Genomic DNA, 25,881 nt, shown 5'->3' with positions numbered 1-25,881 from the left:
CCCTGACCAGCGACACGCGCACGGCGCGATCACCATGCACGTCCCGGAGGACCCGCCCGCGACCTGTCCCGCCTGCGGCGACCCCTACGAGTCGGTGTCCCGTCACGCGGACGGGTTCGTCGTCAACCTGCTCGACAACCAGCGGTATCAGCGGGTGTGTTTCGACCCCGCGAACGACGGTGACGACCCGGCGCTCGACTGTTATCACCACACGCACGGACAGGCCGGGAGCTCGGCGGGCGAGTAGCCAACGGCCGGTGAGTAGCGCGAAACGTCGCGGAGTCGGGCCGCGAGCGACGCGAGACCGTTCACGGCCGCCTCCGCTTAACCCGGCCGCCCTTCTTAAAAACCGTCGGCCGTCAGGAGCCCTCGCCCGTCAGAAGTCGTCGCCCGTCAGAAGTCGTCGCCCTCGGTGATCGAGGTGTACGAGCCGATCAGCGCGCCGGAGAGGTCGACCCCTTCCAGGGTGGCGCCTGTGTCGATCACGGAGTTTCGGATCTCGGAGTCGGTGATCGTCCCGTCCGGGAAGACGACGGAGCGGTCGAGCGTCGAGTCGGTGACGGTCGCGCCCGACATGACGTGGACCACGTCGCCGAGGTCGGAGCCCTCGACGGTCGCGTCGTCGGCGACAAGCGTGCCGCCTTCGAGCGCGTATTCGACCGCGTCGAGGTAGCTGTCGGCGGTGCCGATGTCGAACCACGCGCCGTCGAAGGTGAACGCGTGGACCGCGCCGCGCTCCTGGAGCCACTGGAGGAACCACCCCGGCTCGTCCGGGTTGTTGTCGTCCTCCAGGTACGTCGTGAGCTTCGGGAGCGTCTCGGCGGGGAACGCGTAGCAGGCGATGGAGACGAGCGTCGACTGGGGGTTCTCGGGCTTCTCCTGGAAGTCGATCACCTCGTCGCCGTCCAGCTGGACGAGCCCGTACGACTTCGCGCGCTCGCGGTCGCCCACGTCGTAGGCGGCCAACGTCGGCGTCCCCTTCGACTCGAAGAAGTCGGTGAAGTCGGCCAGGTCGAAGCTGATCATGTTGTCGCCGGCGACGACGATGAGGTCGTCGTCGACCTCCTCGCGGTCGACGAGCTGTTCGAGCGCCCCCACGACGCCGAACTTCTCGTCCTCCTCGACGGTCTCCTCGACCGAGAGGGTGGGCTTCTCGAACGGGCTGTCGGTGAGGTACTCGTCGAACGTGTCGGCGAAGCGCTCGTTGGTCGAGACGAACACCTCGTCGACGCGGTCGTCGGCCTCGAAGTCCTCGAAGATCTCGTCGATGACGGTGTTCTCGCCGACCGGCAGGAACATCTTCGGACGGTGCTCGGTGATCGGCCAGAGTCTGGTCGCGTAACCCCCTGCGAGTACTACGGCTTTCATACACCCCCCGTCTCACTCCGGTGACAAACCTCTTTTGCTCGTGTCAACGGTCAAAAACGCGGCCCGAAATCGACGCGGAGCGTTAGCGGTCGACGCGGAGCGTTGGCGGTCGACGCGGCGGTCACCCGCTCAGCCGATCGGTGTCGATGCTCGCGCCCGGCGGACTGACCACGAGGAACCCGCGGAAATGCATCAGCTCGCCGCCCATGTCCTTCACCTCGCGGGCGAAGCCGGCGGCGAGCTCGTTGAGGTCGCCCTCGATGGACAGCACCAGCGTGTTGCCGTAGTCGACGCTGCGGACCCACTCCTCCGGGTCGGTCGTCCCGTCGAGGACGCCGAGGACGACGTCGCCGCCGGCCGCGAACGCCTCGTCCATCTGCTCTTCGGCGTCGCGCAGGTCGAGGTCCCAGTCGCTCATACCACAGGGTCGCGAGGCGCCGGCAAAAACGTTCGGACGCGAACAAACGTTCGGACGCGAGCCACCCCTCTCCGGCGCGGGCCCCCGCGGCCGTCGCGGAGCGGTTAAGTGCGATCCGGTCCGAACGGCGAGTATGGAACGCACGCGGCGGTCTCTGATCGCGGGCGCGGCGTCGGTCGGCGTCGTCGGCGCGGCGGGGTGTCTCGGCGGCGGAGGCGGCGGCAACGGCGGGGGGAGTGAGGGCAGCGACACGCTCGACACGGGCGCGTACGACTGCGACCTCTCGGAGCCCGCCGACCCGGCCCTCGACTACCGGCCCGTCATCGGCGACCCGGACGCGGACGTCGTCGTCAAGGCGTTCGAGGACTTCACCTGCGGCCACTGCGCCTCCTACAAGCTGGACCACTTCCCGACGGTCCGCGCTGAGTACATCGACCCCGGCGAGGTGCGCTACGAGCACTGGGACTTCCCGATCCCGGTCAACGAGACCTGGGCGGTCCCCGTCGCCAGCGCGGCCCGCGGCGTCGGCGCCCGGAACGGCTCCGAGGCGTTCTTCGAGTTCGCCACGGCGGCCTACGAGTCGCAGGGGAGCTACAGCGGAGAGGCGATCGGTGCGGCCGCGGAGGCCGCCGGCGCGGACCCGTGCGCCGCCATCGCCGACGCGCAGTTCGCGGCCTACGAGGAGGCGTCGATGAGCGACCGGAGCGAGGGGCAGTCGATAGGCGTTCAGGGGACGCCGACGATCTTCGTGGACGGCGAGGCGGTCGAGGGGTACGACGCGGCGGCGATCTCGGCGGCGATCGACTCGGCGCTGTAGGCTGGCGGCGTCGTAAGCGGCGTCGAAGGCGAGCGGCGCTGCGCGAGCGTCCGGGTACCGGTGTAACGCGCGATTGTAACCTATTTATTTATCGGACACGTATCGTTAGTGACATGGCTGGGAGAAAGCAGAACGTCGGCCGTCGCGACCGGATCGCACGGGGGGTGCTGGCGCCGATCGCGGCGGCAGTCGCCCTCTGGCTCTACTACTCGATGCCCCGAGAGCCGCTCACGCTGGCCGTTACGGGCGGGCTGGCGGTCCTCGTCTTGATTCTCGGAGCCGGTGCCGTCACGGGCACCTGCGGGGTCTACGCCGCGCTCGGTATCGACACCTGTCGATGCGAGGACGAGTACGCCGGCGGGAGCACATGGGGGTAGCCGATCGTTCAGTCGTTGGCCGACGCCGCCGCGGCGTCTGACTCCCCGTCGGACGCCGCGGTCTCTTTTCCGGGCTCCGCGGTCTCTTCGTTAGGCGCCATGATTTCCTCATCTAGGTCGGGATTCAGTTCCGTGAGCGTCTCCACGCCGACACGCCCCGGCGTCTTCTCGGTTATCTTGAAGTCCTTCGCCGGCCGGAGCATGCCCCAGAACGCTCCGACGGCGTGGAGCGTCACGACGAGCGGTGTCAACGCGAGGTAGACGGGCCACTGCTCGGGGTACTTGCGGTACTCGATCAGCCCCGCCGTCATATACACGAACAGCATACTGAACAGGCCGACGGAGGCGATCTGATAGAGGCCGTGTTGCGGGACCAGTTCGGGATAGAGGAACGCCAGCACGGACAACAGCGGGATCACGGGCGACAGCGTCCAGGTGATAATTCGCGCGGCTTGGAGCGGGAGGTACCGCCGCGGGAGCCGGTACATGTCCCGGAGCGTCCCAGACATCCACCGCCGTCGCTGGTTGAACATCTCCCGGATCGAGGGCGGGGCCTGGTTCCGAAACCGTCTGTTCAGCAGGCGGTAGTCGAACCGTCCGCCCTTGCGGTTAACGTGTTTGGCGGCCCGCCAGATGTACGTTGTGTCCTCGGTGATCGTCGGGACGTCCCACGTGACCTCGTCCTCGAGTTCGGTCCGGACGGCGACGGCGCCGCCCCACGCGTAGAGGGGATACGCCATGCGGTGGAAGGCGCGCTGTTCGCGCTGGTAGCCGACCCGAAACACCTCACAGAGGTAGACCAGCCAGGACCCGGTCCGGAGCGGGTGTTCCGTGATCTGGACGAGGTCGGCGGCCGGCAGTCCCTCGAAGTTGACCATGATGCTGTCCTCGTCGAGGTACAGGATGTACTCCTGCTCGCAGGCGACGTGCCGACGGGCCCACTCGATGGCTCGGCCTTTCTTCTGCGCCTGGCTCTCGAACTCGTCGGGGACGACGTGGACGTCGGCGCCGTCGATGTCCATCTCCGCCTCGGCTATCACCTTCGTCTCGGCCACTCCCTCGGGGACTGAGTTCACGGTCACTTGCACGGTCGACGGCGAGTTGTACGTCAGAATACGCACTTGGATGTTATCCAGGCCGATCTCGCTCTCGTCGTCGGCCCGCCAGCCGTACGCGAGGACCGTCACTTCGAGCAGCCACCAGAACGAGGAGAAGCCGTACAACAGGAGCGTCACCCAGAACACGAGCGCGACGGCTGTCGCGGCGAGCGGTTCGATCATCGACCGCGCTCAACTCCGACTGTTGCGTCGCTTGCGCTCCGTTCCGATCTCATTCGTTGGTCCCTTCAGTCATCAGTTTCGGCCGAGTTCACTGTGCGGGCGGGTCCCGCCGCCCGCGGCCGTCAGTCGTCGGTGGAAACCGGTTGGTCTGGTGATTACTTCAACGTGGTGCTTAAAAAGTCCCGAGGCGCGGCGGGAGGGCGTCGGCGCCCCCGCCGACCGTTTCGACGGGACCAGACGGGCGGTTCGCCGCGGGCACGGCCCTCCCCACGGAGCGTCGTTCTTTTGCCCGTTCGGCCCGTTTTATAAGCAAATGAGCGACGACGACCGCGGAGAACGGCGGCTGCTCGGCGCCGTCGTGCTCGCGGTGCTCGTCTCGCAGGTGCTCCTCTACCCCGGCGTGCCGGACCTGGTGGTCGCGCTCGGCGCGCCGGCCGGCATCGACGCCGGGATGTGGTTCCTCGTCGCGGAGTTCGGCGCGTTCGTCTCCTTCGCGGTCGTCTGGGGGGCCGCCAGCGACGCCCTCGGGCGGCGGGTCCCGCTGATCGTCGCCGGCGCCCTCGGCGGCGCGGCCTCGTACGTCGCGCTGGCGGCGGTGCCGGGCCTCGGCCTCGGCTTCCGGGCGGCGCTCGTGGTCCGCGTCGTCGGCGGGGCGCTCACGATCGGCGCGTTCTCGCTCGCGATCACGTCGCTGATGGACTTACGCGGCGGCAACGGGCGTAACATGGGCGCCGCCGGGACGGCGATCGGGCTGGGCGCGGCCCTCGGGTCCGTGGTCGGCGGGGCGCTCGCCGACGTCGACACGTTCTACCCGGTGTACGCCGGGGCCGCGGTGCTGGCGGGCGCGGGGCTGCTCGCGGCGGCCGTCGACGACCGGGCAGTCGGAAGGGCGAGCGCGGAGGGCGACGGCGACGACGCCCGGTTCCGCGACGTGCTCGCGCAAGCGCGGACGACCCGCGGGCTCCTCGTCCCGCTGGCGTTCGGGTTCGTCGACCGACTCACGGCCGGCTTCTTCGCCTTAGTCGGCGTCTACTACTTTCAGGACCCGGAGACCTTCGGCCTCTCGGCCGCCGGCGCGGGCGCGACGCTCGCGCTCTTCTTCGTCCCGTTCGCGCTGCTCCAGTCGCCGTTCGGGTCGCTCTCCGACCGGGTGGGCCGCTTCCTCCCCGTCGTGGTCGGGTCGATCGCGTACGGGGTCGTCACGGTCGGCGTCGGCCTCGCGCCGGTCTACCCCGTCGCCGCCGGCCTGATGGCCCTCGTCGGGGTCTGCGGCGCGCTGATGGCGCCGGCGACGATGGCGCTCGTCACCGACCTCGTCGAGCCCGAGGCCCGCGGCGCGGCGATGGGGCTGTTCAACGTGTTCGGCTCGCTCGGCTTCCTCGCCGGCTTCCTCGTCGGCGGCGGCGCCACCGAGGCGTTCGGGTACACGCCGGCGTTCCTCGCGGTCGGCGGGCTGGAGCTCGCGATCGCGCTGGCGCTGTTCCCGGCCGTCCGGGCCCTCGCCCCGGGCGATGGCCTCCTCGGGCTCCGCGGAGACGCCGAGCGGTCGGCCTCGGAGTAGCGCTCGCCCCAGAACGGTGCGGGCGGCCCCGGACCGGCGACCGAGTCGAGCCTTTTTAAGCCTCGCGCGCCCTCCGTCCGGGCAACCGATGGACCTACTCGTCGTGGGCGCGGGCGAGATCGGCCGGTGGATCGCCGACACGGTGTCGGCCGACGAGTCGCCGGTGGACGCGGCGGTCGCCTTCGCCGACCGCGACCCCGAGGTCGCCCGCGACGCCGCCGCCTCGCGCGACGCGACGGCGGTCCCGGCCGACGGCGACACGACCCACGACGCGGTGTGTCTCGCGGTGCCGATGTCGGCGGTCCCCGCGGCGGTCGAGGCGTACGCGCCCCGGGCGGTGCGGGCGGTCCTCGACGTCTCCGGCGAGATGACCGAGGCGGTCGCGGCGATGCGCGAGCACGCGCCGGACCTCGAACGCGCGAGCTTCCACCCGCTGTTCGCGCCGCCGCGCGTCCCGGGCAACGTCGCCTGCGTGGTCGACGAGGGCGGCTCCGTCGTCGAGGGGATCGCGGCCGCGATCGAGGCCGGCGGCAACGACGTGTTCGAGACGACGCCCGCCGAGCACGACCGGGCGATGGAGACGGTGCAGGCCGGCGCGCACGCGGCGGTCCTCGCGTGGCGGCTGGCGGGCGACGACGTGCGCGAGGAGTTCCACACCCCGGTCTCGGCCGCGCTCGACGATGTCGCCGACACCGTCACCGAGGGCGCGCCCGGGGTGTACGCCGAGATCCAGCGCGCCTTCGACGGCGCCGACGACGTGGCCGCCGCGGCCCGCGAGATCGCCGACGCCGACCCGGAGGCGTTCGCCGACCTGTACGAGGCGGCCCGCGGCGACCGCGAGGGACGAGAGCGACACGAGTGAGCCGATCGACCACGGTAACAGCAATTTCATGATAGACAGAGACGCGGTCCGAAACAACGCCAACTACCTGCGCAACGTCAGGCCGATCGACCCCGAGGAGATCGCGGAGTACGTCGAGGGGACGCCGCACCCGACGGTCGTCCGCGAGACGCTCCGCGAGGAGGCGTTCGACCTCCGCCTGCGCGAGCGCGACGACGGGAGCTTCGAGCCCGTCCCCGAGGGACCGATCCCCGACCCCGAGTGGGCGCCGACCGCGTTCCCCGACGCCTACTCGTTCGCCTTAGAGGACCTCCTCGTCGAGGAGTTCGGCGCGAACTGGCACCGCGACGAGTCCGGCGAGGAACTCCGCGAGGCGGTCCGGCGGCTGAAGTCGGACTACCTCTACGAGAACGACGTCGAGTACGACCCCGTCGCCGCGCTCGGGTACGCGATCTACCACCTCCCCGCCTACTACGCGACGATCGGGTACGTCCTCGACGACCTCGTCGAGAACGGGCTCGTAGACCGGACCCTCCGCGTCCTAGACGTGGGCGCGGGCGTCGGCGGCCCCGCGCTCGGCCTCCACGACTACCTCCCCGACGACGCCGTCGTCGACTACCACGCCGTCGAGCCGAGCGCCGCGGCCGACGTGCTCGACCGCATGCTCGAGGAGACCGGCCGCAACTTTCGGCCGACGATCCACGAGACGACGGCGGAGTCGTTCCTCGGGACCGACGGCGAGACGGCGCGGGCTGACGCCGAGGGGTCGGACGCCCCGGACGGCCCCTTCGACTTGGTCGTCTTCGGGAACGTCCTCTCGGAGCTCGCGGACCCGGTCTCGGTCGTCGATGCCGCGATCGACCGCCTCGCCGACGATGGGAGCGTCGTCGCCTTCGCGCCCGCCGACCGCAACACCGCGATGGGGCTCCGCGAGATCGAACGCGAGGTCGTCACGCCGACGAGCGGCGTCGAGACGTACTCGCCCACGCTCCGGCTCTGGCCGGACGAGACCCCCTCCGACGGCGGCTGGTCGTTCGACGTCGCCGACGACCTCGACGTGCCCCCCTTCCAGCGGCGGCTCGACGAGGCGGCCGAGCGCGGATCGACCGACGAGCCGGGCGAGTTCGTCAACGTCGACGTCCAGTTCGCGTACGCGATCCTCCGACACGACGGGAAGCGCCGCGTCGACGTCCGGGCGAGCGACGACCGCTGCGCGCGGATGGCGGACTCGGAGGAGCACGTTACCGACCGCGTGAACCTGCTCGCGGTGAAACTCAGCCACGACCTCAGCGACGGCGACAACGCGCTCTACCGCGTCGGCGACGGCTCACAGACGGTGGACCACTACCTCGTCTGCACGCGCGAGACCGTGCTCAACGAGGACCTCCGGCGGGCCGACTACGGCGCGGTCGTCTTCGTCGAGAACGGCCTCGTGCTCTGGAACGACGACGAGGGGGCGTACAACGTGGTCGTCGACGACGAGACAGTCGTCGACTTGGTCGCGCCCTGACTCCGACGCTCCGCTGACGGGGCTTCCGCCGCTCCCGCGATCACCGCTCCAGCTATCATCGACCCCGCGATCACGGTCGACCGTTCACGGCCGACCCGCTCGGACCGACCTCGTCGCGGACGGCGAAGTAGAGGACCCAGACGACGACGCCGCCGAGGAGCGCGCCGAGCGCCCACGCGATCGCGTGGCGGCTGTCTCGGTCCGTCGCGTCTAGGTAGACGATCAGTGACACGAGCAGCGCCGGGACGACCAGTATCCCGAGAAGGAGGAGCGCGACGAGTAGTTCCGGACCGCCGGCGACGCCGATCTGCGGGAGGGAGGGCATTTCATTCTTTCATTCAGCAAACAGGTAGAAAAAGATTACTTTCCGCCGACCGGTTCGATCAGCTCCGGGGCGTCGACTGCGGGGGAGTTCACCCGCGTCGAAACCGGGTGCGCGGCGAGTTCGTCGGCCGGATACGGGTCCAGCAGCGCGGCGGCCTCGTCGGGGTCGCCGCGGAGCCACGTCTCTTCCTCGTCCGGGTCCAAGATCACCGCCATCCGGTGGTGGAGGTCGGCGACGAGCGCGTTCGGCTCGGTCGTCACGACCGTGAACGTCTCCACGGGCCCGTCGGCCTCGTCCTCGTCGCCCTCCGCCGGCCCGCCGCCGAACGCGCCGAGCCCCGTCTGCGTCGTCTCGGGCTCCGGCGGCTCCCACCGCTCGTAGAGCCCCGCCATCGCGAACGGGCGGTCGTCCTCGAAGGCGACGCGGTAGGGAGTCTTTCCGGAGCCGCCGCGGTCCCCGCGGTTGCCGTGACCGCCTTGTCCACCGGCCCCGTCCGGCCCGCCGCCCTCGACCCACTCGTAGAAGCCGTCGGCGGGGACGAGGCACCGCCGGCGCTCGAACGCGTCGGCGAAGCTCCGCTTCTCGCGGACCGTCTCGGCGCGGGCGTTGATGAGGTCGAACGACTCGTCGGCCCACGAAGGGGTGAGCCCCCACTCCATCCGGGTCGCGCGGTCGGGCGCCTCGTCGGCGATCACCGGGAGCTCCTGTCCGGGCGCGCAGTTGTAGCTGGGCTCGACATCGCCGAAGTCGGCGCCGAACCGGGTCTCGAGATCGGCGGCGGGGGTAAAGAGGGTGTAGCGGCCGCACATGCGTGTCCCCGCGTTCGGTCCGCGGCGGCATAAATCGCGTCGCCGCCTCCCGTCGGGTTTTTGCCCGCGCGCCGCCGCGGTCGGGTATGCGCATCGAGAACAGCTTCATCCCGGTCGAGGGGGTCGGCGAGACGACGGAGCGCCGGCTGTGGCGCGAGGGCGTCACCACGTGGGAGGCGTTCGATCCCGCCGTCGACGTCGCGGGCGTCGGCTCGACCACCGCCGACCGGATCGAGTCGTTCATCGTCGAGGCCCTGACGCGGCTCGACGACGGCGACGCGACCTACTTCGACCGCGCGTTCCCGAGCGGGGAGCGCTGGCGGCTCTACGAGAACTTCCGCGAGGAGACCTGCTTCTTCGACATCGAGACCACCGGGCTCGACGAGCACCGCGACCGCGTGACGACCGTGAGCTTCCACCGCGACGGGGAGACGACCACGCTCGTCGCCGGCGACGACCTCACCGCCGACCGCCTCCGCGAGCAGTTCGCCGACGCCAGCCTGCTCGCGACCTTCAACGGCGCGCGGTTCGACGTGCCCTTCCTCGAGACCTCCTTCGGGATCGACGTCGACACGCCGCACCTCGACCTGATGTACCCCTGCAAGCGGATCGGGCTCTCCGGGGGGCTGAAACCCATCGAGAAGGAGATCGGGATCGACCGCGACCGCCCGGACATCTCGGGACGAGACGCTGTTCGGCTCTGGCGGGAGTACGAGCGCGGCGACGAGGACGCCCTCGATACGCTGGTCTCGTACAACCGCGAGGACACCGAGAACCTCCGGACGCTGGCCGACGTCGTCTGCGAGCGGCTCCACGATGACGTGTTCGTCGCCGCCGCTCCCGAGCGGTAGCGCGGTCAGAAATCGGCCAAGCGGCGTCGGCTACGTCGCTTCCGCGTCGGGGTCGACGGCCGCCTCCGCCGTCCCGGACCCCGCGTCGCTTCCGCTTTCGTCGGGGGCCGAGTCGCTCTCGCCGTCGTCCGAGTCGCTCTCGCCGTCGTCCGTCGATCCCTCCGCGGCGACCGTCTCGGCGTCTCTCACCGGCGGCGCTTCTGCCGACTCCTCGTCGGCTTCCGAGCCGTCGTCCCCCGTCTCGGGGTTTCCGTCTTCGGGCTCGTCGGCGGCTTCCGGTTCGCCGTCGACTTCCGGTTCCGCCCCGTGTTCGCTGTCGACTGCGGGCCCGTTTTCGGCGGCGTCCTCGTCCCCGGAATCGCCGTCTGTTTCCGCGTCTCCTTCGGCTTCCTCGTCGTCGTTCCCCTGGGCCGCCGCCGCGCCATCGGGTGACTCCGTCTCCGCGTCCTCGCCTTCACCCACCGCTTCGTCGTCGACCGTCTCCGCCTCATCGGTCGTCTCCGTCTCATCGGTCGACTCTGTCTCATCGGTCGACTCCGTCTCCCCCTCGTCTTGGCCGTCCTCGCCGGCCTCGCTTCCCGTCTCTTGGACTAACTTCATCTCGCCGCGGGCCCGGAGGGAGCCGTCGATCTCGGCGCCGTCGTGGACGACGAGGTCGCCGGCGGAGACGTCGCCGAGGACCCGCGCGCCGGCCTCGATGGTGACCGTCCCGCCGCGGGTGGTGACGTCGCCGTGGATGACCGTCTCGGCGCCGACCGTGATCCCCTCTCGCGCGCGGAGGGAGCCGAACACCTCGTTGCGCTCGCCGACGCGGACCGACTCGGCGCGGAGGTTGCCGTGGATCCGGCAGTCGTCGCCGACCGTCGCGGGCGTCGAGACGCGCCACGCGTCGTCGGAGATCTCGGCGCCGCGCGGGATCAAGAGAGGGTCGCGCACGTCGTCGCCGTCGGCGAGCGCCTCCGCGAGCTCGTCGGCCGCGTCGGTCTCGCCGACCCGCAGGAGCTGCGAGAGGACGATGAAGTAGAAGACGATGGTGGGGACGGGGTTCCGGATGACGATCCAGCCGTTCGCCTCGAACCCCTCCTCGATCGACACGTCGTCGCCGATGTCGAGGTCGCCCGAGACCATCAGCCGCCCCGTGACGGTCACGCGCTCGCCGAGGTACGCGTCCTCGCCGACGAGGACGTTGCCGTCGACGCTACACCACGTGTCGAGCCGGCAGTCGCCCTCGGCCTCGATGTCGTTCCCGACGCGCACGCGCTCGCCTATCGCGACGTTGCGCCCGCGGAGCCCGAACTCCACCGTCGACTGGCCGCCGACGAGCACGTCGCCGTCGACGACGAGGTCGTGCTCCTCGACGGTCGTCCCGGACGGGACCGCGAGCTCCTCTATCGGACCGTCTCCTCGCAGCGACACACCGGGAAATCTCTCTCCGCGCCTATAAACCGTGTGGGGCGTCCGACGCGCGTCGGACTGCGGACCTCCCGGAGTGACGCGACAGCGGATTCAGAGGGACGCGACGCCGCGTTGCGAGCGGTGCGGTCGCATGCGAGCGGGCGTCGGGCCTCAGTCCGACGGTCTCCCCTCCGGAGCGCCGCGCGTGCGGTCCGTCCCCATATCGTCGGCAGGTCACTACCCTTTTGAGTCCGGCGCGGGAGACTCAGGTATGGGATTCGGATCGTACGACGAGAGCGAGCAGAAGGACCAGGACGTGGACACCGACGACGACGACGCCGTGAACGTCCACGAGAACGACCACGACGGCGAGGTCTCCATCGAGGGCGGCGCGTCCACCGACGACCTGGTCGGGCGCCTCTCGGAGATGAAAGACGACGGCGACGACGAGTAACCGCCTCGCCGACCGAGACCGACGAGCGACGGCCCGCGGACTCCGGATCGCGGTCGTGTCACGCCCCTTTTATCCGATCGCCGCCTACGACGGACCATGAGCACCGACCTGACGTTCACCGACGACGGCGTCGACGTCGTCTACGAGGGAACCGAGTTCGAACTGGAGAAGGACCTGATCGAGGAGGCGACCGGCAAGGGGTTCCGCGACGTCACCGACCACGAGGTCCTCCAGATCGTCGCCGAGGAGCCCGACCTGGACGGCGAGCCGGTGCGGATCGGCGACGTGTTATAGCTGCGCTCCCGGAAGCGGTACGATTTTACGACCCGGTCGGATTGGCTGGTGTATGCTTCTCGGATCCGCGCTCGGCACGCTCACGGGTTCGAAACTGCGGATCGTCCTCGTCGGACTGCTCGTCGTCGCGGCCGCCGTCGGCGGCGCGTTCGCTGTCGGGATACTCGGCGTCCCGAGCGTCGCGGCCGTCGACAACACCTTCGGCGACGTGACAAGCGAGACCACCGAGGTCCGAACGGACCTGGTCGTCTCGAACCCGAACCCGGTCGGCGTCAGGCTCGACGGCGTCTCGGTGAACTACACGGTCTCGATGAACGACATCGAGATGGCCCAGGGCGGCCGAGAGGGCGTGCGCGTCGGAACCGGAAACTCCACGATCCCCCTCGAAACCGACCTCCGGAACGACGCGATCCCGCCGTGGTGGGTCAGCCACGTCCGCAGCGGCGAGCGGACGACCGTCGGTATCGACGCCAGCGTCACCTCGGGTCTGCTCGGGCGGAGCGTCGAGTTCAGCCGTAGCCGCGAGATCACGACCGACCTGCTCGGCGCCTTTAATTCGGACGAGACGCGTCCGGTGAACGCCGACAGCGCGTTGACCGACGACCCGATCCTCTACGTCAACGAGACGCGGGGCGAGTGGGGGAGCGTCAGCGAGGCCGAGACGCCCATCGATATGGCGTTCACCGTCTACAACCCGAACCTCGAACCGTACGCCGTCTCGGAGATCGGCTACGATGTCACGATGAACGGCGTCGAGATGGCCTCCGGACAGACCGAGGAGGGGTACGTGATCCCCTCGCGGAGCGCCGAGACGATCGAGTTCACGACGGCCCTCCAGAACCGCCGCCTCGACGAGTGGTGGGTCACGCACCTTGACGCGGACGTGCGCGGCCACCAGGTGAGCGACCTCCGGATCGAGTTCTACGCCGTCATCGAGCTCCCGACCGGCGAGGAGGTCACCGTCCCGCTCGACGAACTGACCTACGAGGAGACGATCGAGACCGACATCTTCGACGAGGGCGACGACGTGCGCGACTCGAGCGCCGACGAGAGCGGTACCGACGGAAACACCACGGACGACGGGGGGAACCAAACCGACGACGGAGAAGCCACCGACGGAAACACCACGGACGGTGATTCCACCGGCGACGACACGACCGATGACGACACGACTGACGACAACACGACTGACGACGGGTCGGACGACGGCGACGATGACGACGGCGTTCTGCCGCTGTAAGACGTCGACGGCACCCGGCGCCCAGCCCTGACGGGTCGGGATCGACGAGGGTGACGGCCGCGTTTCGCCCGAGTTCGCGTTCTGGCGTACAAGTCGATCGCAGCTCGACTCAATTAGGATTGTCTTAGAAAAGGCCTATTTTGTACCTGCCGCCGAGAGACGGCCTCTGGGGCGACGACGCGATCAGATAGACAACACTACTTTATTTGCGGCCGCCGAATTCCCGATAATGGCCGACGCCGATGGCGGGGACTCGCCGGACGTCCTCGAGAACAAGCGGAGCGCGACGCGCTACCAGGTGCTCGTCGAGATCGCGGCCCGACAGCCGGCCGTGAGCCAGGGCGAGATCGCAGACACGATCGGAGTGACCTCGCAGGCGGTCAGCGATTACGTCCGAGACCTCGTCGAGGCGGGATACGTCGAGAAGGGGGGTCGCGGCCGATACGAGGTGACGAAGGAGGGGGTCGACTGGCTCATCTCTCGGACCGACGACCTGGAGGCGTACCTCGAACGGGTGAACTCCGACGTCCTCGGGAGCGTCGAGGTCGACGCCGCAATCGCGCTCGACGACGTGGCGGAGGGGAGGGAGGTCGGCCTCGTGATGCGCGACGGCGTCCTCCACGCAAACCCCGCGGGCGGCACGGCGACCGCGGTCACCGTCACGAGCGCCGAGCGGGGCGCGGCGGTCGGCGTCGCCGACTTCGAGGGCGTCGTCGATTACGACACGGGCACCGTCTCGGTGCTTCCGGTCCCGACCGTCACCGACGAGGCCCCGCCCGATCCGAGTGTGGTCCCCACGCACGTCCCCGAGGACGGATTGCTCGCGGTCGCTGGCACGGAGGCGTACGCGCTCGTCTCCAGAAGCGACGCGGACCCGGACATCCGCTTCGGAACCGCGGACGGCGTCGCCGAGGCGGGGATGCTCGGCCTCGACGTCCTGCTCGTCGCGGTGACCGACGAGATCCCGCGACACACCTCCAAGCTGCGCGATAAGAACGTCCCGCACCGAGTCCTCGACTCGGACGACCTGTAGCCTCAGCGACGCCGGCCCTCAGTCCGCCGCGTCGGAGACGCCCGCGTTCTCGCCCGTCAGCGTCTCCGGTAGTTCGCCGTCGTATCCGTCCGGAACGTACGGACAGAGCGGGTCGCTCCCCAGCGGGTCCCCGGTCGCGGCGAACGCCCGAGATCGACTCCCCCCGCAGACCTGTCTGAACTCGCAGGCGCCGCACTTCCCCTCGAATCGGTCCGGATCCCGGAGCGACTCGAACAGCTCCGCGTTCCGATAGATGTCGACCACGGACCGGTCCCGGACGTTGCCCGCGGACTTCGGGAGGAACCCGGACGGGTACGTCTCCCCGGTGTGGCTGACGAAGGCGAAGCCGCGCCCGGCCGTGATCCCGCCTCTCCGGCGAGCCGCGCCGTCGGCTCTGTCTTGCTGAAGTCCGACCCGACGGTAGAACGGCGCCTCGGTGGTCTTGACGCCGAAGCCTTCCGCCTCGGCGACGTCTTGGAGCCACTCCATCACCCGCTCGGCGCGCTCCGGGGGGATCGGGTCGAGGATCCGGCCGCGACCGACCGGCACGAGGAAAAAAACGCTCCAGAGCACCGCGCCGAGGTCGCGCACCCGGTCCCGGATCGCCGGGAGCTCGGCGACGGTCTCGGCGCAGACGGTGGTGTTGACCTGGAGCGGGAGTCCGGCCTCGCGTGCGGCCCGCGCCGCGCGAAGCGTGTCCTCGAAGCTCTCCTCGCCGCGGAACCGATCGTGGCTCTCGCGCGTCGCCCCGTCGATGCTGAGCGCCATTCGCCGGATCCCCGCGTCCGCGAGCGCCTCGACGCGGTCGGGGGTCAGCGACGCCGTTCCGCTCGGCGTGATCGTCATCCGGTGGCCCAGGTCGTCGCCGTACGAGATCAGCTCCGTGAGATCGTCGCGGGCGAGCGGGTCGCCGCCGGAGAGGACGACCAGCTGGCCGTCACCGAACTCCGCGGCGTCGTCGAGGAGTCGCTTCCCCTCGGCGGTCGTCAGCTCCTCCGGGTGCCGCTTGGGCTTCGCGTCGGCCCGACAGTGACGGCAGGCGAGCCCGCACGCCTGCGTCACCTCCCAGATCAGGACGAGGGGCCGCCGGTCCACGTCGAGGTCGTCGAACATGTGCCTGCCACGCGCTACGACCTATGCCCCCTTGGGGAATACCCCGAACGTGTTCAGGGAATGTCCCGCTTCTTCATTTGCCGCTCAGACCCCGGTCCACTTCTCGTCGACTATCCAAGAGAACGACTTGTCGACGAGACGAATTCGGTTTTCTCCGGGCAGCACGGCTCTTTCGGCACTTTCCGGGGGTTTCAGGGAATGGAGTGAACCCAGGCGCGAAAGACAATTTTGTATAGCGCTATATGATTTACGCGTACGGTTTGCGACGCGGTCCACGTCGTTTCTGAGACAACAAAACGTCCCTAAACTACTCCAACAGCCGGTAGACGTTCGCTTCATACGTCTCTCGGACCTGGTCTCCCCAGTTGTGGGTGTAGGTGTCGATCACGTCGTCGGCGACGTCGCCGCGCAGATATTTGACCACACCGCGGTCGCCGGTCCTGTCGCGCAGGTGCGTCGTGAAGAAGTGTCGGAAGTAGTGCGGCGTGACGTTCTCGGCGGCCCCGCCCCCCGTTCGGTACCACCCCGCTTCCCGGGCGTACCGCTCGACGACGTGCCGCACCGCCTGCGGATCGAGCCGCTCGCCCCATCCCTCGGCTGTCCCGACGAACAGCGGCTCGGCCGACGAGGGGCTGTCGGGCCGGATCGCCAGCCAGCGCTTCAGCGTCCGCGCCAGCTCGTCGTCGACGGGGATCACTGTCCCGCGCTTGCGCTTGTTCGAGGCGGTCCTGACCTCGCCGTTCAGCTCCTCGCCGACGGTCGCCTCGGGGGTCACGTACAGCGAATTCGGCCGGTCCGCGAGCACGGGACGGGCTCCGAGGTCGTATGCGTCCCGAAGCTCCGGGTCGTCGACGGCGAGATCGCGGAGATCCAAGTTACAGCACTCTCCGACCCGCATACCGGTTTTGAGCAGCGTCACCACGAGAGCCCGGTGAAGGGGGTGCCGGATCCCGGCAACGAACTCGCGCATCGCCGGGATCGGGATGTCGCGTCGGGCGGGGTCCTTATCGACCGTCTCGTCCATCTCCTCCATTACGAGCGTCATCGGGTTACCCTCGAAGACGCCGACCTCGGTCATGTACCCGTAGAATCGATGGAGGTAGGCGGCGTACGTCGCCACCGTGCTGTCCGCCACGTCGCCGCGCAGCGAGTGGACGAACGACATGCAGTCGCGGTGCGTCGCCGAATCGGGCGTCGTCTCGGGCCCGAGAAACGCCTCGAACCGTCGGAGGACGCGCTCGTAGGACTCGCGGGTGCGCTCCGTCTTCCCGTGGTAGGTGAGGTCCTCGATGAAGTATCCCACCGGGTCCGAAACCTCGTCCGGCGCTCGGGCGCTACTCATCGGTGAGGGTGTACCCGCCCTTCCGTCCGTTGTACCGGACGCGGTTGCGATCCTGTAACGCGTCGAGCGCGTCCTCCAACCTATCCTCGAAGTCGCCGACCACGGCTTCCGTCAGCTCCTCCCACGAGAGCGGCCCGTCGGCGAGCGCCGCTTCGACCCTCGTTTCGAGGGTGTCACCCTCGGGGTCAGACCCCGAAGGACCGGGTTCGGCGGCCTTTCCGGAATCGGACAGCGAAAACCCGCGGCGACCGGCCTGTACCATCGTCCGGACGAACTCGCTCTGTGACATCCCGAGTTCGTCCGCGTGCTCCTGCCACCGATCCTTTTGCTCGGCGGGGACGTACGTCTTCACCGAGCGTCGATCGTCGCTCATCGTTGGATCCGAGTTGTCCGGCCGCCGACTTCAATCTATCCCACAATTCCGGATAAGGTCACTTATACAGTTCTGTAGTGCTCTCAAATCCAGCGTTCAAACATAATATCTTGAATTGTAGAGCTGGAAATCGAATCTAAGGTATCAAAATATCGGATATACTATCTCGGCGCTACAACAGTTCTGTCGGCTGTCGAAGGTCACAAATCGGCGGATCGATTTCCCTCGCGATCCCGTCCCGCCCGGATCTACCGAAATCGATGAAACGGACTGAATCGTTCGGCGGCGAGCGTTATTGGGACGGTCAGTATTTCGATCGCCTCGCACCTCCAATACAGTCTGGCGACGCGCTCAGTCGAACTCGTCGAAAATAGGGGGAGGAAGGTGTCGTTCGCGATCCGACCGGCTCTATCGGCGGCTCGTCCGGTACGAGACCGGATAGCCTCCGAAAACGTCCCGGATCCGTCGTGAGCGCACGTTCCGTCCACAACGAGCATATCTTATATCGCTATAGAAACTGCCGGGATCAGACTCGGATCTCGGAGGTCGCGTCGTCGACGTCGAGGGCGGTTATCGCGCGTTCGACTCGCGGGTCGCTCTCGGCCGCGTTCCGCATCAACACGGTCTCGCTGGGGAAGAGGTGTTCGCCGACGACGAGGCCGTGCTCGCGGGCGGTCGACCCGGTGACGGTGAGGTAGACGCCGAGGCCCGCTCGTGCGATCCCCGCCTCCTCCTCTTCGTCCGGGTTCGGGTAGACGAAGTCGACCCCGCCGAGGGCGTCCGTGCCCAGCACTGCGGTGACCAGCCGCTCGTATCGGGGTGAGATACACAGCGGCCCCTCGTAGTCGGCGAGGAACGCGCGGCCGAGGTCGGTCCCCGGGTCGAGCCGCTCCGGCCGACCCATCAGCGTGTGGTAGACAGTGTCACCGAGCCCGTTGACGACGCGGACGTCGGTGTCGACCGGATCGATCCGCTCGTTGACGTCGGCGATCTCGCCGAGCCCGTCCGGCCGGATTCCGACGACCTCCTCTAAGACGAGGTCCGCCGAGTCGAACCCGAGCGCGAACTCGTGGGTCCGGAGGGCGCGGAACGGCTCCTCGCGGCCGACGAGCTTCAGCCTGACGTCGCCGATATCGACGGTCGCGGCGTCGAAGACGATCCGACGGGGCTTCCCGTCGCGGTCGTCGCGCAGCAGCGTGAACTCCGGCTCGGCCGGGGCGTGCGGGTCGGAGTACTCGGCCAGCCGCTCGTAGGGGCCGTCGTCGGCCTCGACGCCGCCTTTCGTGATCGCCTTCTCGTAGCGGAGCGTGTTGCTCACGCTGTCTGCAAGGCGGTCCAGCCGGTCGTCCCGGCCGACGGACGCGATCCGTTCGAGGACCGCTTCGAGGGGCCGACCCTTCCGCGGAACGGCGACCGGTACCGGTTCGCTCATTACCCGGAGTGGGTCGCCGCGGCTAAAACGGGTTGCGCTTTCGGTCGGTCGCCGTGCGGCCACGGGAGAACGGCGGAGAGGCGTCCGTCGAGCGGAACCGTCGAAGCGAGCGTCTATTTAAAAGTTGCCGCTCGTCGTTACGGTCCGAACGCCTCGTTGAGCCGCTCCCGGAAGGCCTCTAACTCCTCCAGGTGGTCGTTGATATCGTCGATCTCCGCTTCGACATCGTCGAGGTCCTCGCCGAGCCTGTCTTCGATCTCCGTCAGCCGGGTGTCGACCTCCGCTAAGTCGTCCCACAGGTCGTCGAACTCCTCGTCGAAGCGCCCCATACGGGACTCCACGTCGTCGACGCGGTCCGCCGTCGACTCGGCCGCGGCGGCGGCGTCGTCGACCTCCTCGTACAGCGTCTCGATGTCGTCGCCCGCGTCGTCGAGCGATTCCTCGAGCGCTGCGGTCTCCTCGTCGAGCCGCGAGACGTCGTCCGCGACGTTATCGACGGTCGCCGCCACGTCGTCGACGTCGCCTTCGACCCCGTCGACCCGGTCGCTGACGCCCGCGACGCGCTCGGTCACGGCGTCGACCTCCGACGAGACCGCCTCGACGGAGTCGTCTACCCGACCGACCGTCTCGCGCAGGTCCTCCCGGTCAGCGTCGGCCGCGTCGACCCGGTCGTCGAGCGCGTCCATTTCGGATTCGACGGTCTCCACCTTTCGGTCGAGTTCGTCGAGGATCTCCCGCGCCGTCCCCTCGCCGTCGATGAACTCCGCGAGCGCGTCGGCGTACGCCTCGATGTCGGCCACGCTCGACTGGAGCCGAGCGATGCGCACGTCGACGCTCCGCGGGACGCCGACGTCGAGCTCCTCGCTGAGCGTCTCGAGGTCCTCGTCCGCGACCTCGCCGGCGCGGATCTCGGCGGCGAGCGCGGACGCGATACCGCCTTCGGACGAGACGTCCGTGGCAGCTACGGCGCCGGCGGGTTCGCCAGCGTCTTCGTCCGGTTCCGCGGCCTCGACGGCCCCCGAGTCGGCCGGCTCGTCAAGGTCGGTGTCCCCTCCCTCGTCGTCGGAAACGGGCGCTTCGCTCTCGTCGTCGGAATCGGGCGCTTCGTCTGCGTCGGGCGACGGTTCCGATTCGGCCTTCGCCTCGCGCTCGTCGTCTCGGACCGTGACCGCGGCTGTCCCCTCCGCGGAGACGGCCCGCGGTTCGGGGGCGTCCGAGTCGTCCGCCTCGTCGACACCGGCCTCGGCTGCCGCTTCGCCCTCGACACCTTCCTCTGCGTCCGTCTCGACCGGTTCTTCGTCCTCAGCCTCGGCGAGCGAGTCCTCCATGCCGGGGAGGGTGGCGCGGTCGCCGGAGAGGACCTCCCTGACGGCGTCGGTGTCGCCGGTGCCGAGGACGTCCTCGATCTCCTCGCCGACCGGGACGTGCTCGATGCTCGGCGTGCCGAGGAACCCGTCGAGGTCCGGGTCGTCGTCGCGGATCCCGAACACGGTCTCGACCGTGTCGCCCGGGTCGAGGACGCGCTCGAACTCGACGCGGTGGTCCTTGTACGCCGTCCAGTTCTCGCTCTCGTACTCCGGGTGGAACCCGATGCGGTCCATCGGGAACGACTCGGGGATCCGGTCCACGATGCGCACGCGCACGGGGTCCTCGCGGGTCGAGGAGAGCTCGAATCTCACCGCGGGCACGGGGAACGCGTCGTCGGTGAAGGATTTCTCGACGCGAATACCGTCCTCGTCGACGGTCGTCGTCGCTTCTGCCGTCCGTTCGCTCATACCGGCACCTCCCGGAGCAGGGGCTTAAATTCCACGGGCCGCGTTTCGGCGTTGATAACCCCGTGCCCCCGAAAAAAGCCTGACCGACTCGATCGCGCCCACTTGCCGGTTCGGGTCACCGGGCGACTACAGGTCGATCCGATCGCCGATCTCGACGATCTCCAGTCGGTTCGGGTGCTCGAAGCTCCGCACGTGTTCGTGGAGTGCGGTCGGGTCCGCGGTCAACCCCTTCCACATGTCCCAGTGGGTCGGGACGAGCCGGTCGAGCGCGAGGTCGTTCGCCGCCTTCGCGATCTCGTTCTCGTCGCTGTACCACTTCGTGCGGACGGGTTCGCCGGTTTCCTTGTCTGGGACCGCCCCCACCGACCCGAACGCTAGGATTCCGAGGTCGATGTCGAACTCCGCGGCGAGCCCCGGGAAGGAGTCGGACGGCTTGCTGTCCCCGGCGTGGAAGACGGTGCCGGCGTCGTGCTCGATCACGTAGCCGACCGGGTGCGTGGCGTCAGAGTCCTGCGTTTCCACGACGTGAACCGTGAACTCGCCGATCCGCAGCTCGTCACCCTCGGTCACTTCCAGGAAGGCCTCGCTCTCGACGTCCCAATTCTCGGTCCACCGCTCTTCCTCGCGCGCGACCGCCAGCGAGTCGTCGGGCGCGACGAAGTCGGCGTCCGTGTTCGCGAGGATCGGCGCCTGCGAGGGGCCGTGGACGTGGTCGGTGTGCTCGTGGGTCGCCAGCACCGCGTTCGCGACGTCGACGTCGGCGGGGTCGAAGGGAACCGGGATCATCCGGACCGTGCGCGGCGGGTCGCCGGTGCCCACGTACGGGTCGATCCAGAGGACGGTGCCCTCGCTGCCCTTGATCGCGAAGCCGTTACAGCCCAGGTACCACAGTGCCACCGTGTCGGGGTCGGCGTCCGCGACCGCGCGCGGCAGCCAGTCGCCCCAGTCGGAATCGGCCATGCCCCACGCTGGGCGGGCGCGCGGGGTAATGATTCCGGAGTGAGACAGAATACTGTCCTGACTGAAACGACAGAGTTCTGTCCGAAGCCGATCTCTTGTATCATATATCGCTATACAAAATCTCGGCCGAAAGCGAACTCAGGCGGGACCGAAAAACGCGGAGCGACAAACCGGAAAAGCGAACGGAGACGCCTACTCGCCGCCGAACGCCCACTCGGCGTCGAGTTCGCGGTGCGTGAAGGGGAGCGCGTCCTCGCCGCTGTAGCTCGCGACGAGGTGGCCGTCGCCCTCCAGGTAGTACTTGTAGGTGGTGAGCCCTTCCAGCCCGACCGGACCGCGCGCGTGGACCTTGCCGGTCGAGATGCCGACCTCGGCCCCGAGCCCGTAGCGGTAGCCGTCGGCGAAGCGGGTCGAGGCGTTGTGGAAGACGCTCGCGGCGTCGATTCCGGTCATGAACGCCTCGGCGGCCGCCTGATCTTCGGTAACGATGGACTCGGTGTGTTTCGAGCCGTGCGCGTTGACGTGCTCGACCGCGTCGTACACGTCGTCCACGAGCTTGATCGACAGTTCGAGGTCACCGTACTCCGTGTCCCAGTCGTCGTCGGTCGCGGCGCCGACGTCGACGATCTCACGGGTCGCCTCGTCCCCGCGCAGTTCGACGCCCGCCGCCTCGTAGCGCTCGACGAGGTCCGGGAGCAGGTCGGACGCGACGGACTCGTTCACGAGCAGCGTCTCGACCGCGTTACACACCGCAGGGTACTGCACCTTCGCGTCGAAGGCGACGTCGGCGGCCATCTCGAGGTCGGCGTCGTCGTCGACGTAGACGTGACAGATACCCTCCGTGTGACCGAGCACGGGGATCTGGGTGTTGTCCTGGATGTAGGAGACGAACTCCGAGGAGCCCCGCGGCATCACCAGGTCGACGGCGTCGTCGCGTTCGAGGAGCCGATCGACCTCCTCGTGGGCCTCGACGAGCCCCGCCCAGCCGTCGGGGAGGTCGGCGGTCGCCTCGCGGATCACCCGATGGAGGACGCGGTTCGACTCGCTCGCCTCGCTGCCGCCCTTGAGGATGACGGCGTTGCCGGACTTCAACGCGAGCGCCGCGATCTGGACGAGCGCGTCCGGCCGCGACTCGAACACGGTGGCGACCACGCCGATGGGGACAGAGACGCGGTACAGCTCTAACCCCTCGTCGAGCTCGCGGGCGGCGAGCGTCCGGCCGAGGGGGTCGTCCTGCTCGGCGACCGACTCGACCATCCCGGCGATGTCGTCGAGCTTCGCGGCGTCGAGCTTCAAGCGGTCGACGAGCGCCTGCGTGTACTCGCCGCGCTCCAACATCTCCTCGGCCGCCTCGACGTCCCGCGCGTTCGCCTCGAGGATCGCCTCCTCGTTCGCGCGGAGCGCGTCGGCGATCGACCGGAGCGCGGCGTCCCGCGTCGCCTCGTCGGCGTTGGCGAGCCGCAGGGCGGCCCGCTGTGACCCCTCGATCAGTTCGTCCGTGTCGCGCTCGATCTCCGTTGTCTCACTCATTCGTCTCACCCGCTGTCGGTACGAATAGCGTGCCCGTCGGTTTACCGGCTGCGATCCGGTCTAACACGTCCGGGGTCGCGGAGCCGGCGATCACCGCCGGCGTGCCGCTCTCGGCCACGTCTCGGGCCCCCTCCACCTTCGTTCGGATCCCCCCGAAATCGGTGGCCGTGCTGTCACCGATCAGCTCTCGGACCGCGTCGTAGTTCGTTCCGACGGCCTCGATGGCGGTCGCCTCCGGGTCGCGCTTCGGGTGCCCGGTGTACACGGCGTCGACGTCGGTGAGCGTGACCAGCAGGTCGACGTCGAGCGCGATCGCCGCCGACGCCGACAGCATGTCGTTGTCGCCGATCCGGAGCTCGTCGGTCGCCACCGCGTCGTTCTCGTTGACGACGGGGACGACGCCCCAGTCCAGCAGGGTCTCGACGGTGTTCGTGAAGTTGTCGAACCGCTCGGGCGCGTCGAGGTCGGCGCCGGTCACGAGGATCTGCGCGACCGGCTGGTCGTAGCGATCGAAGCTCTGCGTGTAGTGGCGCATCAGGAGGCTCTGGCCGACCGTCGAGAGCGCCTGACGCTCGTCGATGATGTCGCTCCCGCGGTCGATGTCGACGTCGACGACCCCCTCGCCGTTGCCCAACCGACCGACGCCGGCGCCGACGGCGCCCGAGGAGACGAGAACGACCTCCTTGCCGCGCCGGCGCAGGTCCATCACGTCGGCGACGAGCTTGTCGAGCTTCACCCGGTCGAGCCGCGACTCCTCGTCCGTCAGGGAGTTGGTTCCGGCCTTCACCACCACGCGGTCGGCCTCCGCGGCCGCGGTCCGCGCGCGGTCGACGGCGTCCGAGTCCACTTCTCCGACCGCGACGCCGTCACTCGTCATCGAACGCCTCGGCCAGCTCCCGCGAGCGCCGCTCGGCCGCCGCGACGGCGTCGACCACCGCCTCGTCGGCGTCGCTGTCCCAGAGGACCTCCATGCCCTCTATCGTCGTCCCGTTCGGCGAGCAGACCGCGTCGATGAGCTCGTCGACGCTCCGGTCGTCTCGGAGTACGGTCTCGGCCGCCCCTTTAAACGTCTGGGCGGCGAGCGTCTCGGCCTGCTCGGGGTCGAGCCCGCCGTCGATGCCGGCCCGTTTCATCGCGTCGATGAGGTAGAAAGCGAAGGCGGGCCCGCTGCCGTTGACCGCGGTCGAGACGTCCATCAGCGACTCGTCGACCTCGACGAACTCCCCAGCGTCGTCGAGCATGGCGCGCACCTCGTCGGTGAGGCCCTCGTTCGTCGCCGCCGCGGCCATGTCCCCGGTCTCGGCCGCGAGGTTGGGCATGATCCGGACGACGGTGGCGGGCGTCCGCTCGGCGACGAAGTCGCGGGGGAGCCCCGCGGCCAGCGTCACGAGCTGCTGGTCGGCGGACAGATCGAGGTCCGCGAGCACGTGCTCGGCGACGTCCGGCTTCACGGCGAGGACGACGATGTCGGCCTCCGTCGCCGCGTCGACGTCCTCAGTCGTCTCGTCGACGACGTCCGCGACGGCGGCGAGCGCGTCGGGATCGAGGTCGATCGCCGTCAGGTGATACGAGTCGGTTCTCGCGAGGCCGCGCAACAGGGCACCCCCCATGTTCCCGCAGCCGATGACGCTCACGCGTGTCATGTTACCTGCAGGGAGTGGACTCACCGACATACCAACTGCGGTTTGGACACGGACGCTGCGGGTGAGTCGAAGCGGTCGAAGCGGTCGAAGCGGTCGAAACTCGGGGGGAAGGAGTCACACCAGCCGATCGTACAGCGACCGGTACCGCTCGGCGATGGCGTCGAGCGAGAACACCTCGCTGCGGGCGGCCGCGTTCGACCCGAGCCGCTCGCGGAGCTGAGGGTCTTCCAGTCGCCGGATCGCGTCGGCGAACGCCTCGGTCTCAGAGTCCCCGTCGGCGGGATCGACCTTGAGGCAGTCCTCGCCGTCGTCGAGCCACGAGAACGTCTCGATGTCGCGGACCACGACGGCCTTCCCGGCCGTCATCGCCTCCAGCAGCGCGATCCCCTCGTTCTCCTCGTGGGTCGGGAACAGGAACACGTCGCCGGCGGCGAACGCCCCGCGAATATCGTCGACGAAGCCGGTGAACGTGCAGTTGTCGGGCGACTCCTCGATGAGCCGGGTCGTCTCGCGGCCTTTTAAAGAGAGGTCGAGCGGCCCGAACCACGCGAAGTCGACGTCGGGGAGCGCGCGGGCGAGGTCGACGAACGTCTCCAACCCCTTCCGCTTGATCACGTGGCCGACGAGGAAGACGGTCGGCGGGGAGAGGTCGTACCGCTCGCGGTACTCCCCCTCCAGCGACTCGAAGCCCGACAGCTTCTCGCGGTCGACGCCGTTCGAGATGACGGTCGTCGGGGCGTCGGTGTACTCCTCGATCACGCCGCGGTTGTACTCGGAGGGGCAGACTAAGGCGTCGGCGAGCCCGTACGCCCGGCTGAGATAGGGCCTGAGCGGTTTCGCGAGCGCGTTGGTAAAGCGGAAGCTGTCGCCGAAGTCCTCGGCGGTGACGTGGGTGTGCGCGACCACCGGCACGCCCCGGTCGCTCGCGCGCTTCGCGTACCACACCGAGCGGGGCCCCATCAGGTTGCAGTGGAGCACGTCGGCGTCGAGGGTCGGCTCCGTCGTGTACGCGATCCCCTCGCGGTCGAGCATCTTCCGCTGGTGGACGACGGACTCCTTGATACCGCCCGTCACGCGGTCCTCGAACTCGAAGTAGTGGCTGACCTTCATCGCGTCGCGTCGGCGGGGGTCGGGAGGCCG

General features: G+C 69.0%; 26 protein-coding genes and 1 pseudogene. 11 read left to right on the top strand and 16 right to left on the bottom strand.

What is annotated here, in order from left to right; all coding sequences use genetic code 11:
• Positions 1 to 34: 34 nt before the first annotated feature.
• The gene (locus tag Hrr1229_RS15720; protein ID WP_123112008.1) at positions 35 to 247 is read left to right on the top strand and encodes a hypothetical protein; all 213 of its coding nucleotides are present in this window, start codon (positions 35 to 37) and stop codon (positions 245 to 247) included.
• 146 nt (positions 248 to 393) lie between these two features.
• Here the strand turns inward: Hrr1229_RS15720 and Hrr1229_RS15715 are convergent, their stop codons facing one another.
• Positions 394 to 1,368, bottom strand: coding sequence for an NDP-sugar synthase (locus Hrr1229_RS15715; protein WP_123112009.1), 975 nt, complete (start codon positions 1,366 to 1,368; stop codon positions 394 to 396).
• Positions 1,369 to 1,495: 127 nt separating this feature from the next.
• Positions 1,496 to 1,786 (bottom strand): annotated as a pseudogene (locus tag Hrr1229_RS15710) (DUF5779 family protein); the annotation flags it as partial.
• A 133-nt stretch (positions 1,787 to 1,919) separates the two neighbouring features.
• On the opposite strand from Hrr1229_RS15710, the gene Hrr1229_RS15705 reads away from it, so the two are divergent.
• Together Hrr1229_RS15705 and Hrr1229_RS15700 are read left to right on the top strand one after the other, a co-directional pair.
• A complete protein-coding gene (locus tag Hrr1229_RS15705; protein WP_123112011.1) occupies positions 1,920 to 2,603 on the top strand; it encodes a thioredoxin domain-containing protein in 684 nt (227 codons plus the stop codon).
• A 113-nt stretch (positions 2,604 to 2,716) separates the two neighbouring features.
• Positions 2,717 to 2,980: a DUF2892 domain-containing protein gene (locus Hrr1229_RS15700; protein ID WP_123112012.1), complete on the top strand. Its 264-nt coding sequence runs from the start codon at positions 2,717 to 2,719 to the stop codon at positions 2,978 to 2,980.
• 8 nt (positions 2,981 to 2,988) lie between these two features.
• Here the strand turns inward: Hrr1229_RS15700 and Hrr1229_RS15695 are convergent, their stop codons facing one another.
• A complete protein-coding gene (locus tag Hrr1229_RS15695) occupies positions 2,989 to 4,260 on the bottom strand; it encodes a glycosyltransferase family 2 protein (RefSeq protein WP_123112013.1) in 1,272 nt (423 codons plus the stop codon).
• A 313-nt stretch (positions 4,261 to 4,573) separates the two neighbouring features.
• Here Hrr1229_RS15695 and Hrr1229_RS15690 point away from each other — a divergent pair, with 313 nt between their 5' ends.
• From Hrr1229_RS15690 to Hrr1229_RS15680, 3 genes are all read left to right on the top strand, one after another.
• Entirely contained in the window at positions 4,574 to 5,821 is a 1,248-nt protein-coding gene (locus Hrr1229_RS15690) for an MFS transporter (RefSeq protein WP_123112014.1), read from the top strand.
• 88 nt (positions 5,822 to 5,909) lie between these two features.
• A complete protein-coding gene (locus tag Hrr1229_RS15685) occupies positions 5,910 to 6,683 on the top strand; it encodes a prephenate dehydrogenase (RefSeq protein ID WP_123112015.1) in 774 nt (257 codons plus the stop codon).
• Between the two features lie 28 nt (positions 6,684 to 6,711).
• On the top strand, positions 6,712 to 8,172 hold the full coding sequence (locus Hrr1229_RS15680) for a class I SAM-dependent methyltransferase (protein WP_123112016.1): 1,461 nt from the start codon (positions 6,712 to 6,714) through the stop codon (positions 8,170 to 8,172).
• Positions 8,173 to 8,242: 70 nt separating this feature from the next.
• Here Hrr1229_RS15680 and Hrr1229_RS15675 read toward each other — a convergent pair whose 3' ends face one another.
• On the bottom strand, positions 8,243 to 8,497 hold the full coding sequence (locus Hrr1229_RS15675) for a hypothetical protein (RefSeq protein ID WP_123112017.1): 255 nt from the start codon (positions 8,495 to 8,497) through the stop codon (positions 8,243 to 8,245).
• Positions 8,498 to 8,532: 35 nt separating this feature from the next.
• The gene (locus tag Hrr1229_RS15670; protein WP_123112018.1) at positions 8,533 to 9,306 is read right to left on the bottom strand and encodes an SOS response-associated peptidase; all 774 of its coding nucleotides are present in this window, start codon (positions 9,304 to 9,306) and stop codon (positions 8,533 to 8,535) included.
• Positions 9,307 to 9,392: 86 nt separating this feature from the next.
• Between Hrr1229_RS15670 and Hrr1229_RS15665 the strand changes: the two genes are divergently transcribed.
• Positions 9,393 to 10,157 (top strand): ribonuclease H-like domain-containing protein, encoded by a 765-nt coding sequence (locus Hrr1229_RS15665; RefSeq protein ID WP_123112019.1) that lies wholly within the window; start codon positions 9,393 to 9,395, stop codon positions 10,155 to 10,157.
• 30 nt (positions 10,158 to 10,187) lie between these two features.
• Here Hrr1229_RS15665 and Hrr1229_RS15660 read toward each other — a convergent pair whose 3' ends face one another.
• The gene (locus Hrr1229_RS15660) at positions 10,188 to 11,573 is read right to left on the bottom strand and encodes a polymer-forming cytoskeletal protein (protein WP_123112020.1); all 1,386 of its coding nucleotides are present in this window, start codon (positions 11,571 to 11,573) and stop codon (positions 10,188 to 10,190) included.
• Positions 11,574 to 11,823: 250 nt separating this feature from the next.
• On the opposite strand from Hrr1229_RS15660, the gene Hrr1229_RS15655 reads away from it, so the two are divergent.
• The 4 genes from Hrr1229_RS15655 to Hrr1229_RS15640 all read left to right on the top strand — a co-directional run bounded on the left by Hrr1229_RS15655 (position 11,824) and on the right by Hrr1229_RS15640 (position 14,573).
• Complete coding sequence (locus tag Hrr1229_RS15655; RefSeq protein WP_123112021.1) at positions 11,824 to 12,006, top strand: DUF5786 family protein; 183 nt, start codon at positions 11,824 to 11,826, stop codon at positions 12,004 to 12,006.
• Positions 12,007 to 12,102: 96 nt separating this feature from the next.
• A complete protein-coding gene (locus Hrr1229_RS15650; RefSeq protein WP_094522355.1) occupies positions 12,103 to 12,300 on the top strand; it encodes a DUF5800 family protein in 198 nt (65 codons plus the stop codon).
• Positions 12,301 to 12,352: 52 nt separating this feature from the next.
• The gene (locus tag Hrr1229_RS15645; protein WP_123112022.1) at positions 12,353 to 13,540 is read left to right on the top strand and encodes an LEA type 2 family protein; all 1,188 of its coding nucleotides are present in this window, start codon (positions 12,353 to 12,355) and stop codon (positions 13,538 to 13,540) included.
• Between the two features lie 229 nt (positions 13,541 to 13,769).
• A complete protein-coding gene (locus Hrr1229_RS15640; RefSeq protein ID WP_123112023.1) occupies positions 13,770 to 14,573 on the top strand; it encodes a MarR family transcriptional regulator in 804 nt (267 codons plus the stop codon).
• Positions 14,574 to 14,591: 18 nt separating this feature from the next.
• On the opposite strand, the gene Hrr1229_RS15635 is transcribed toward Hrr1229_RS15640, so the two are convergent.
• The 10 genes from Hrr1229_RS15635 to Hrr1229_RS15590 form a co-directional block, all read right to left on the bottom strand.
• Positions 14,592 to 15,686, bottom strand: a complete 1,095-nt coding sequence (locus Hrr1229_RS15635) for a radical SAM protein (RefSeq protein ID WP_123112024.1) — start codon at positions 15,684 to 15,686, stop codon at positions 14,592 to 14,594.
• Between the two features lie 307 nt (positions 15,687 to 15,993).
• Positions 15,994 to 17,028: a tyrosine-type recombinase/integrase gene (locus Hrr1229_RS15630; RefSeq protein WP_123112025.1), complete on the bottom strand. Its 1,035-nt coding sequence runs from the start codon at positions 17,026 to 17,028 to the stop codon at positions 15,994 to 15,996.
• A complete protein-coding gene (locus tag Hrr1229_RS15625; protein WP_123112026.1) occupies positions 17,021 to 17,401 on the bottom strand; it encodes a DUF5805 domain-containing protein in 381 nt (126 codons plus the stop codon). The genes Hrr1229_RS15630 and Hrr1229_RS15625 overlap by 8 nt, the downstream gene beginning before the upstream one ends.
• A gap of 526 nt (positions 17,402 to 17,927) precedes the next feature.
• Entirely contained in the window at positions 17,928 to 18,833 is a 906-nt protein-coding gene (locus tag Hrr1229_RS15620) for a hypothetical protein (RefSeq protein WP_123112027.1), read from the bottom strand.
• A gap of 137 nt (positions 18,834 to 18,970) precedes the next feature.
• Positions 18,971 to 20,608, bottom strand: a complete 1,638-nt coding sequence (locus tag Hrr1229_RS15615) for a hypothetical protein (RefSeq protein WP_123112028.1) — start codon at positions 20,606 to 20,608, stop codon at positions 18,971 to 18,973.
• A 126-nt stretch (positions 20,609 to 20,734) separates the two neighbouring features.
• Positions 20,735 to 21,568, bottom strand: coding sequence for an MBL fold metallo-hydrolase (locus Hrr1229_RS15610; RefSeq protein ID WP_123112029.1), 834 nt, complete (start codon positions 21,566 to 21,568; stop codon positions 20,735 to 20,737).
• Positions 21,569 to 21,760: 192 nt separating this feature from the next.
• Positions 21,761 to 23,098, bottom strand: coding sequence for a glutamate-5-semialdehyde dehydrogenase (locus tag Hrr1229_RS15605; RefSeq protein WP_123112030.1), 1,338 nt, complete (start codon positions 23,096 to 23,098; stop codon positions 21,761 to 21,763).
• Positions 23,091 to 23,975, bottom strand: coding sequence for a glutamate 5-kinase (proB, locus tag Hrr1229_RS15600; protein WP_123112031.1), 885 nt, complete (start codon positions 23,973 to 23,975; stop codon positions 23,091 to 23,093). The genes Hrr1229_RS15605 and proB overlap by 8 nt, the downstream gene beginning before the upstream one ends.
• Entirely contained in the window at positions 23,965 to 24,708 is a 744-nt protein-coding gene (gene proC / locus Hrr1229_RS15595) for a pyrroline-5-carboxylate reductase (RefSeq protein WP_255212596.1), read from the bottom strand. Before proC ends, proB begins: the two co-directional genes overlap by 11 nt.
• 147 nt (positions 24,709 to 24,855) lie before the next feature.
• On the bottom strand, positions 24,856 to 25,851 hold the full coding sequence (locus Hrr1229_RS15590) for a glycosyltransferase family 4 protein (RefSeq protein ID WP_123112033.1): 996 nt from the start codon (positions 25,849 to 25,851) through the stop codon (positions 24,856 to 24,858).
• Between the last annotated feature and the right edge of the window lie 30 nt (positions 25,852 to 25,881).

The sequence above is a fragment of the Halorubrum sp. CBA1229 genome (genome assembly GCF_003721435.2).
Classification (GTDB): domain Archaea; phylum Halobacteriota; class Halobacteria; order Halobacteriales; family Haloferacaceae; genus Halorubrum.
Note: the sequence above shows the minus strand (reverse complement) of the source record. Positions and strands in the feature narration are given on the sequence as shown.

Excerpts from the sequence above, each read along its gene's own strand:
- Hrr1229_RS15720 (WP_123112008.1), top strand. The coding sequence starts at position 35 with ATGCACGTCCCGGAGGACCCGCCCGCGACCTGTCCCGCCTGCGGCGAC.
- Hrr1229_RS15715 (WP_123112009.1), bottom strand. The coding sequence starts at position 1,368 with ATGAAAGCCGTAGTACTCGCAGGGGGTTACGCGACCAGACTCTGGCCG.
- Hrr1229_RS15705 (WP_123112011.1), top strand. The coding sequence starts at position 1,920 with ATGGAACGCACGCGGCGGTCTCTGATCGCGGGCGCGGCGTCGGTCGGC.
- Hrr1229_RS15700 (WP_123112012.1), top strand. The coding sequence starts at position 2,717 with ATGGCTGGGAGAAAGCAGAACGTCGGCCGTCGCGACCGGATCGCACGG.
- Hrr1229_RS15695 (WP_123112013.1), bottom strand. The coding sequence starts at position 4,260 with ATGATCGAACCGCTCGCCGCGACAGCCGTCGCGCTCGTGTTCTGGGTG.
- Hrr1229_RS15690 (WP_123112014.1), top strand. The coding sequence starts at position 4,574 with ATGAGCGACGACGACCGCGGAGAACGGCGGCTGCTCGGCGCCGTCGTG.
- Hrr1229_RS15685 (WP_123112015.1), top strand. The coding sequence starts at position 5,910 with ATGGACCTACTCGTCGTGGGCGCGGGCGAGATCGGCCGGTGGATCGCC.
- Hrr1229_RS15680 (WP_123112016.1), top strand. The coding sequence starts at position 6,712 with ATGATAGACAGAGACGCGGTCCGAAACAACGCCAACTACCTGCGCAAC.
- Hrr1229_RS15675 (WP_123112017.1), bottom strand. The coding sequence starts at position 8,497 with ATGCCCTCCCTCCCGCAGATCGGCGTCGCCGGCGGTCCGGAACTACTC.
- Hrr1229_RS15670 (WP_123112018.1), bottom strand. The coding sequence starts at position 9,306 with ATGTGCGGCCGCTACACCCTCTTTACCCCCGCCGCCGATCTCGAGACC.
- Hrr1229_RS15665 (WP_123112019.1), top strand. The coding sequence starts at position 9,393 with ATGCGCATCGAGAACAGCTTCATCCCGGTCGAGGGGGTCGGCGAGACG.
- Hrr1229_RS15655 (WP_123112021.1), top strand. The coding sequence starts at position 11,824 with ATGGGATTCGGATCGTACGACGAGAGCGAGCAGAAGGACCAGGACGTG.
- Hrr1229_RS15650 (WP_094522355.1), top strand. The coding sequence starts at position 12,103 with ATGAGCACCGACCTGACGTTCACCGACGACGGCGTCGACGTCGTCTAC.
- Hrr1229_RS15645 (WP_123112022.1), top strand. The coding sequence starts at position 12,353 with ATGCTTCTCGGATCCGCGCTCGGCACGCTCACGGGTTCGAAACTGCGG.
- Hrr1229_RS15640 (WP_123112023.1), top strand. The coding sequence starts at position 13,770 with ATGGCCGACGCCGATGGCGGGGACTCGCCGGACGTCCTCGAGAACAAG.
- Hrr1229_RS15635 (WP_123112024.1), bottom strand. The coding sequence starts at position 15,686 with ATGTTCGACGACCTCGACGTGGACCGGCGGCCCCTCGTCCTGATCTGG.
- Hrr1229_RS15630 (WP_123112025.1), bottom strand. The coding sequence starts at position 17,028 with ATGAGTAGCGCCCGAGCGCCGGACGAGGTTTCGGACCCGGTGGGATAC.
- Hrr1229_RS15625 (WP_123112026.1), bottom strand. The coding sequence starts at position 17,401 with ATGAGCGACGATCGACGCTCGGTGAAGACGTACGTCCCCGCCGAGCAA.
- Hrr1229_RS15620 (WP_123112027.1), bottom strand. The coding sequence starts at position 18,833 with ATGAGCGAACCGGTACCGGTCGCCGTTCCGCGGAAGGGTCGGCCCCTC.
- Hrr1229_RS15615 (WP_123112028.1), bottom strand. The coding sequence starts at position 20,608 with ATGAGCGAACGGACGGCAGAAGCGACGACGACCGTCGACGAGGACGGT.
- Hrr1229_RS15610 (WP_123112029.1), bottom strand. The coding sequence starts at position 21,568 with ATGGCCGATTCCGACTGGGGCGACTGGCTGCCGCGCGCGGTCGCGGAC.
- Hrr1229_RS15605 (WP_123112030.1), bottom strand. The coding sequence starts at position 23,098 with ATGAGTGAGACAACGGAGATCGAGCGCGACACGGACGAACTGATCGAG.
- proB (WP_123112031.1), bottom strand. The coding sequence starts at position 23,975 with ATGACGAGTGACGGCGTCGCGGTCGGAGAAGTGGACTCGGACGCCGTC.
- proC (WP_255212596.1), bottom strand. The coding sequence starts at position 24,708 with ATGGGGGGTGCCCTGTTGCGCGGCCTCGCGAGAACCGACTCGTATCAC.
- Hrr1229_RS15590 (WP_123112033.1), bottom strand. The coding sequence starts at position 25,851 with ATGAAGGTCAGCCACTACTTCGAGTTCGAGGACCGCGTGACGGGCGGT.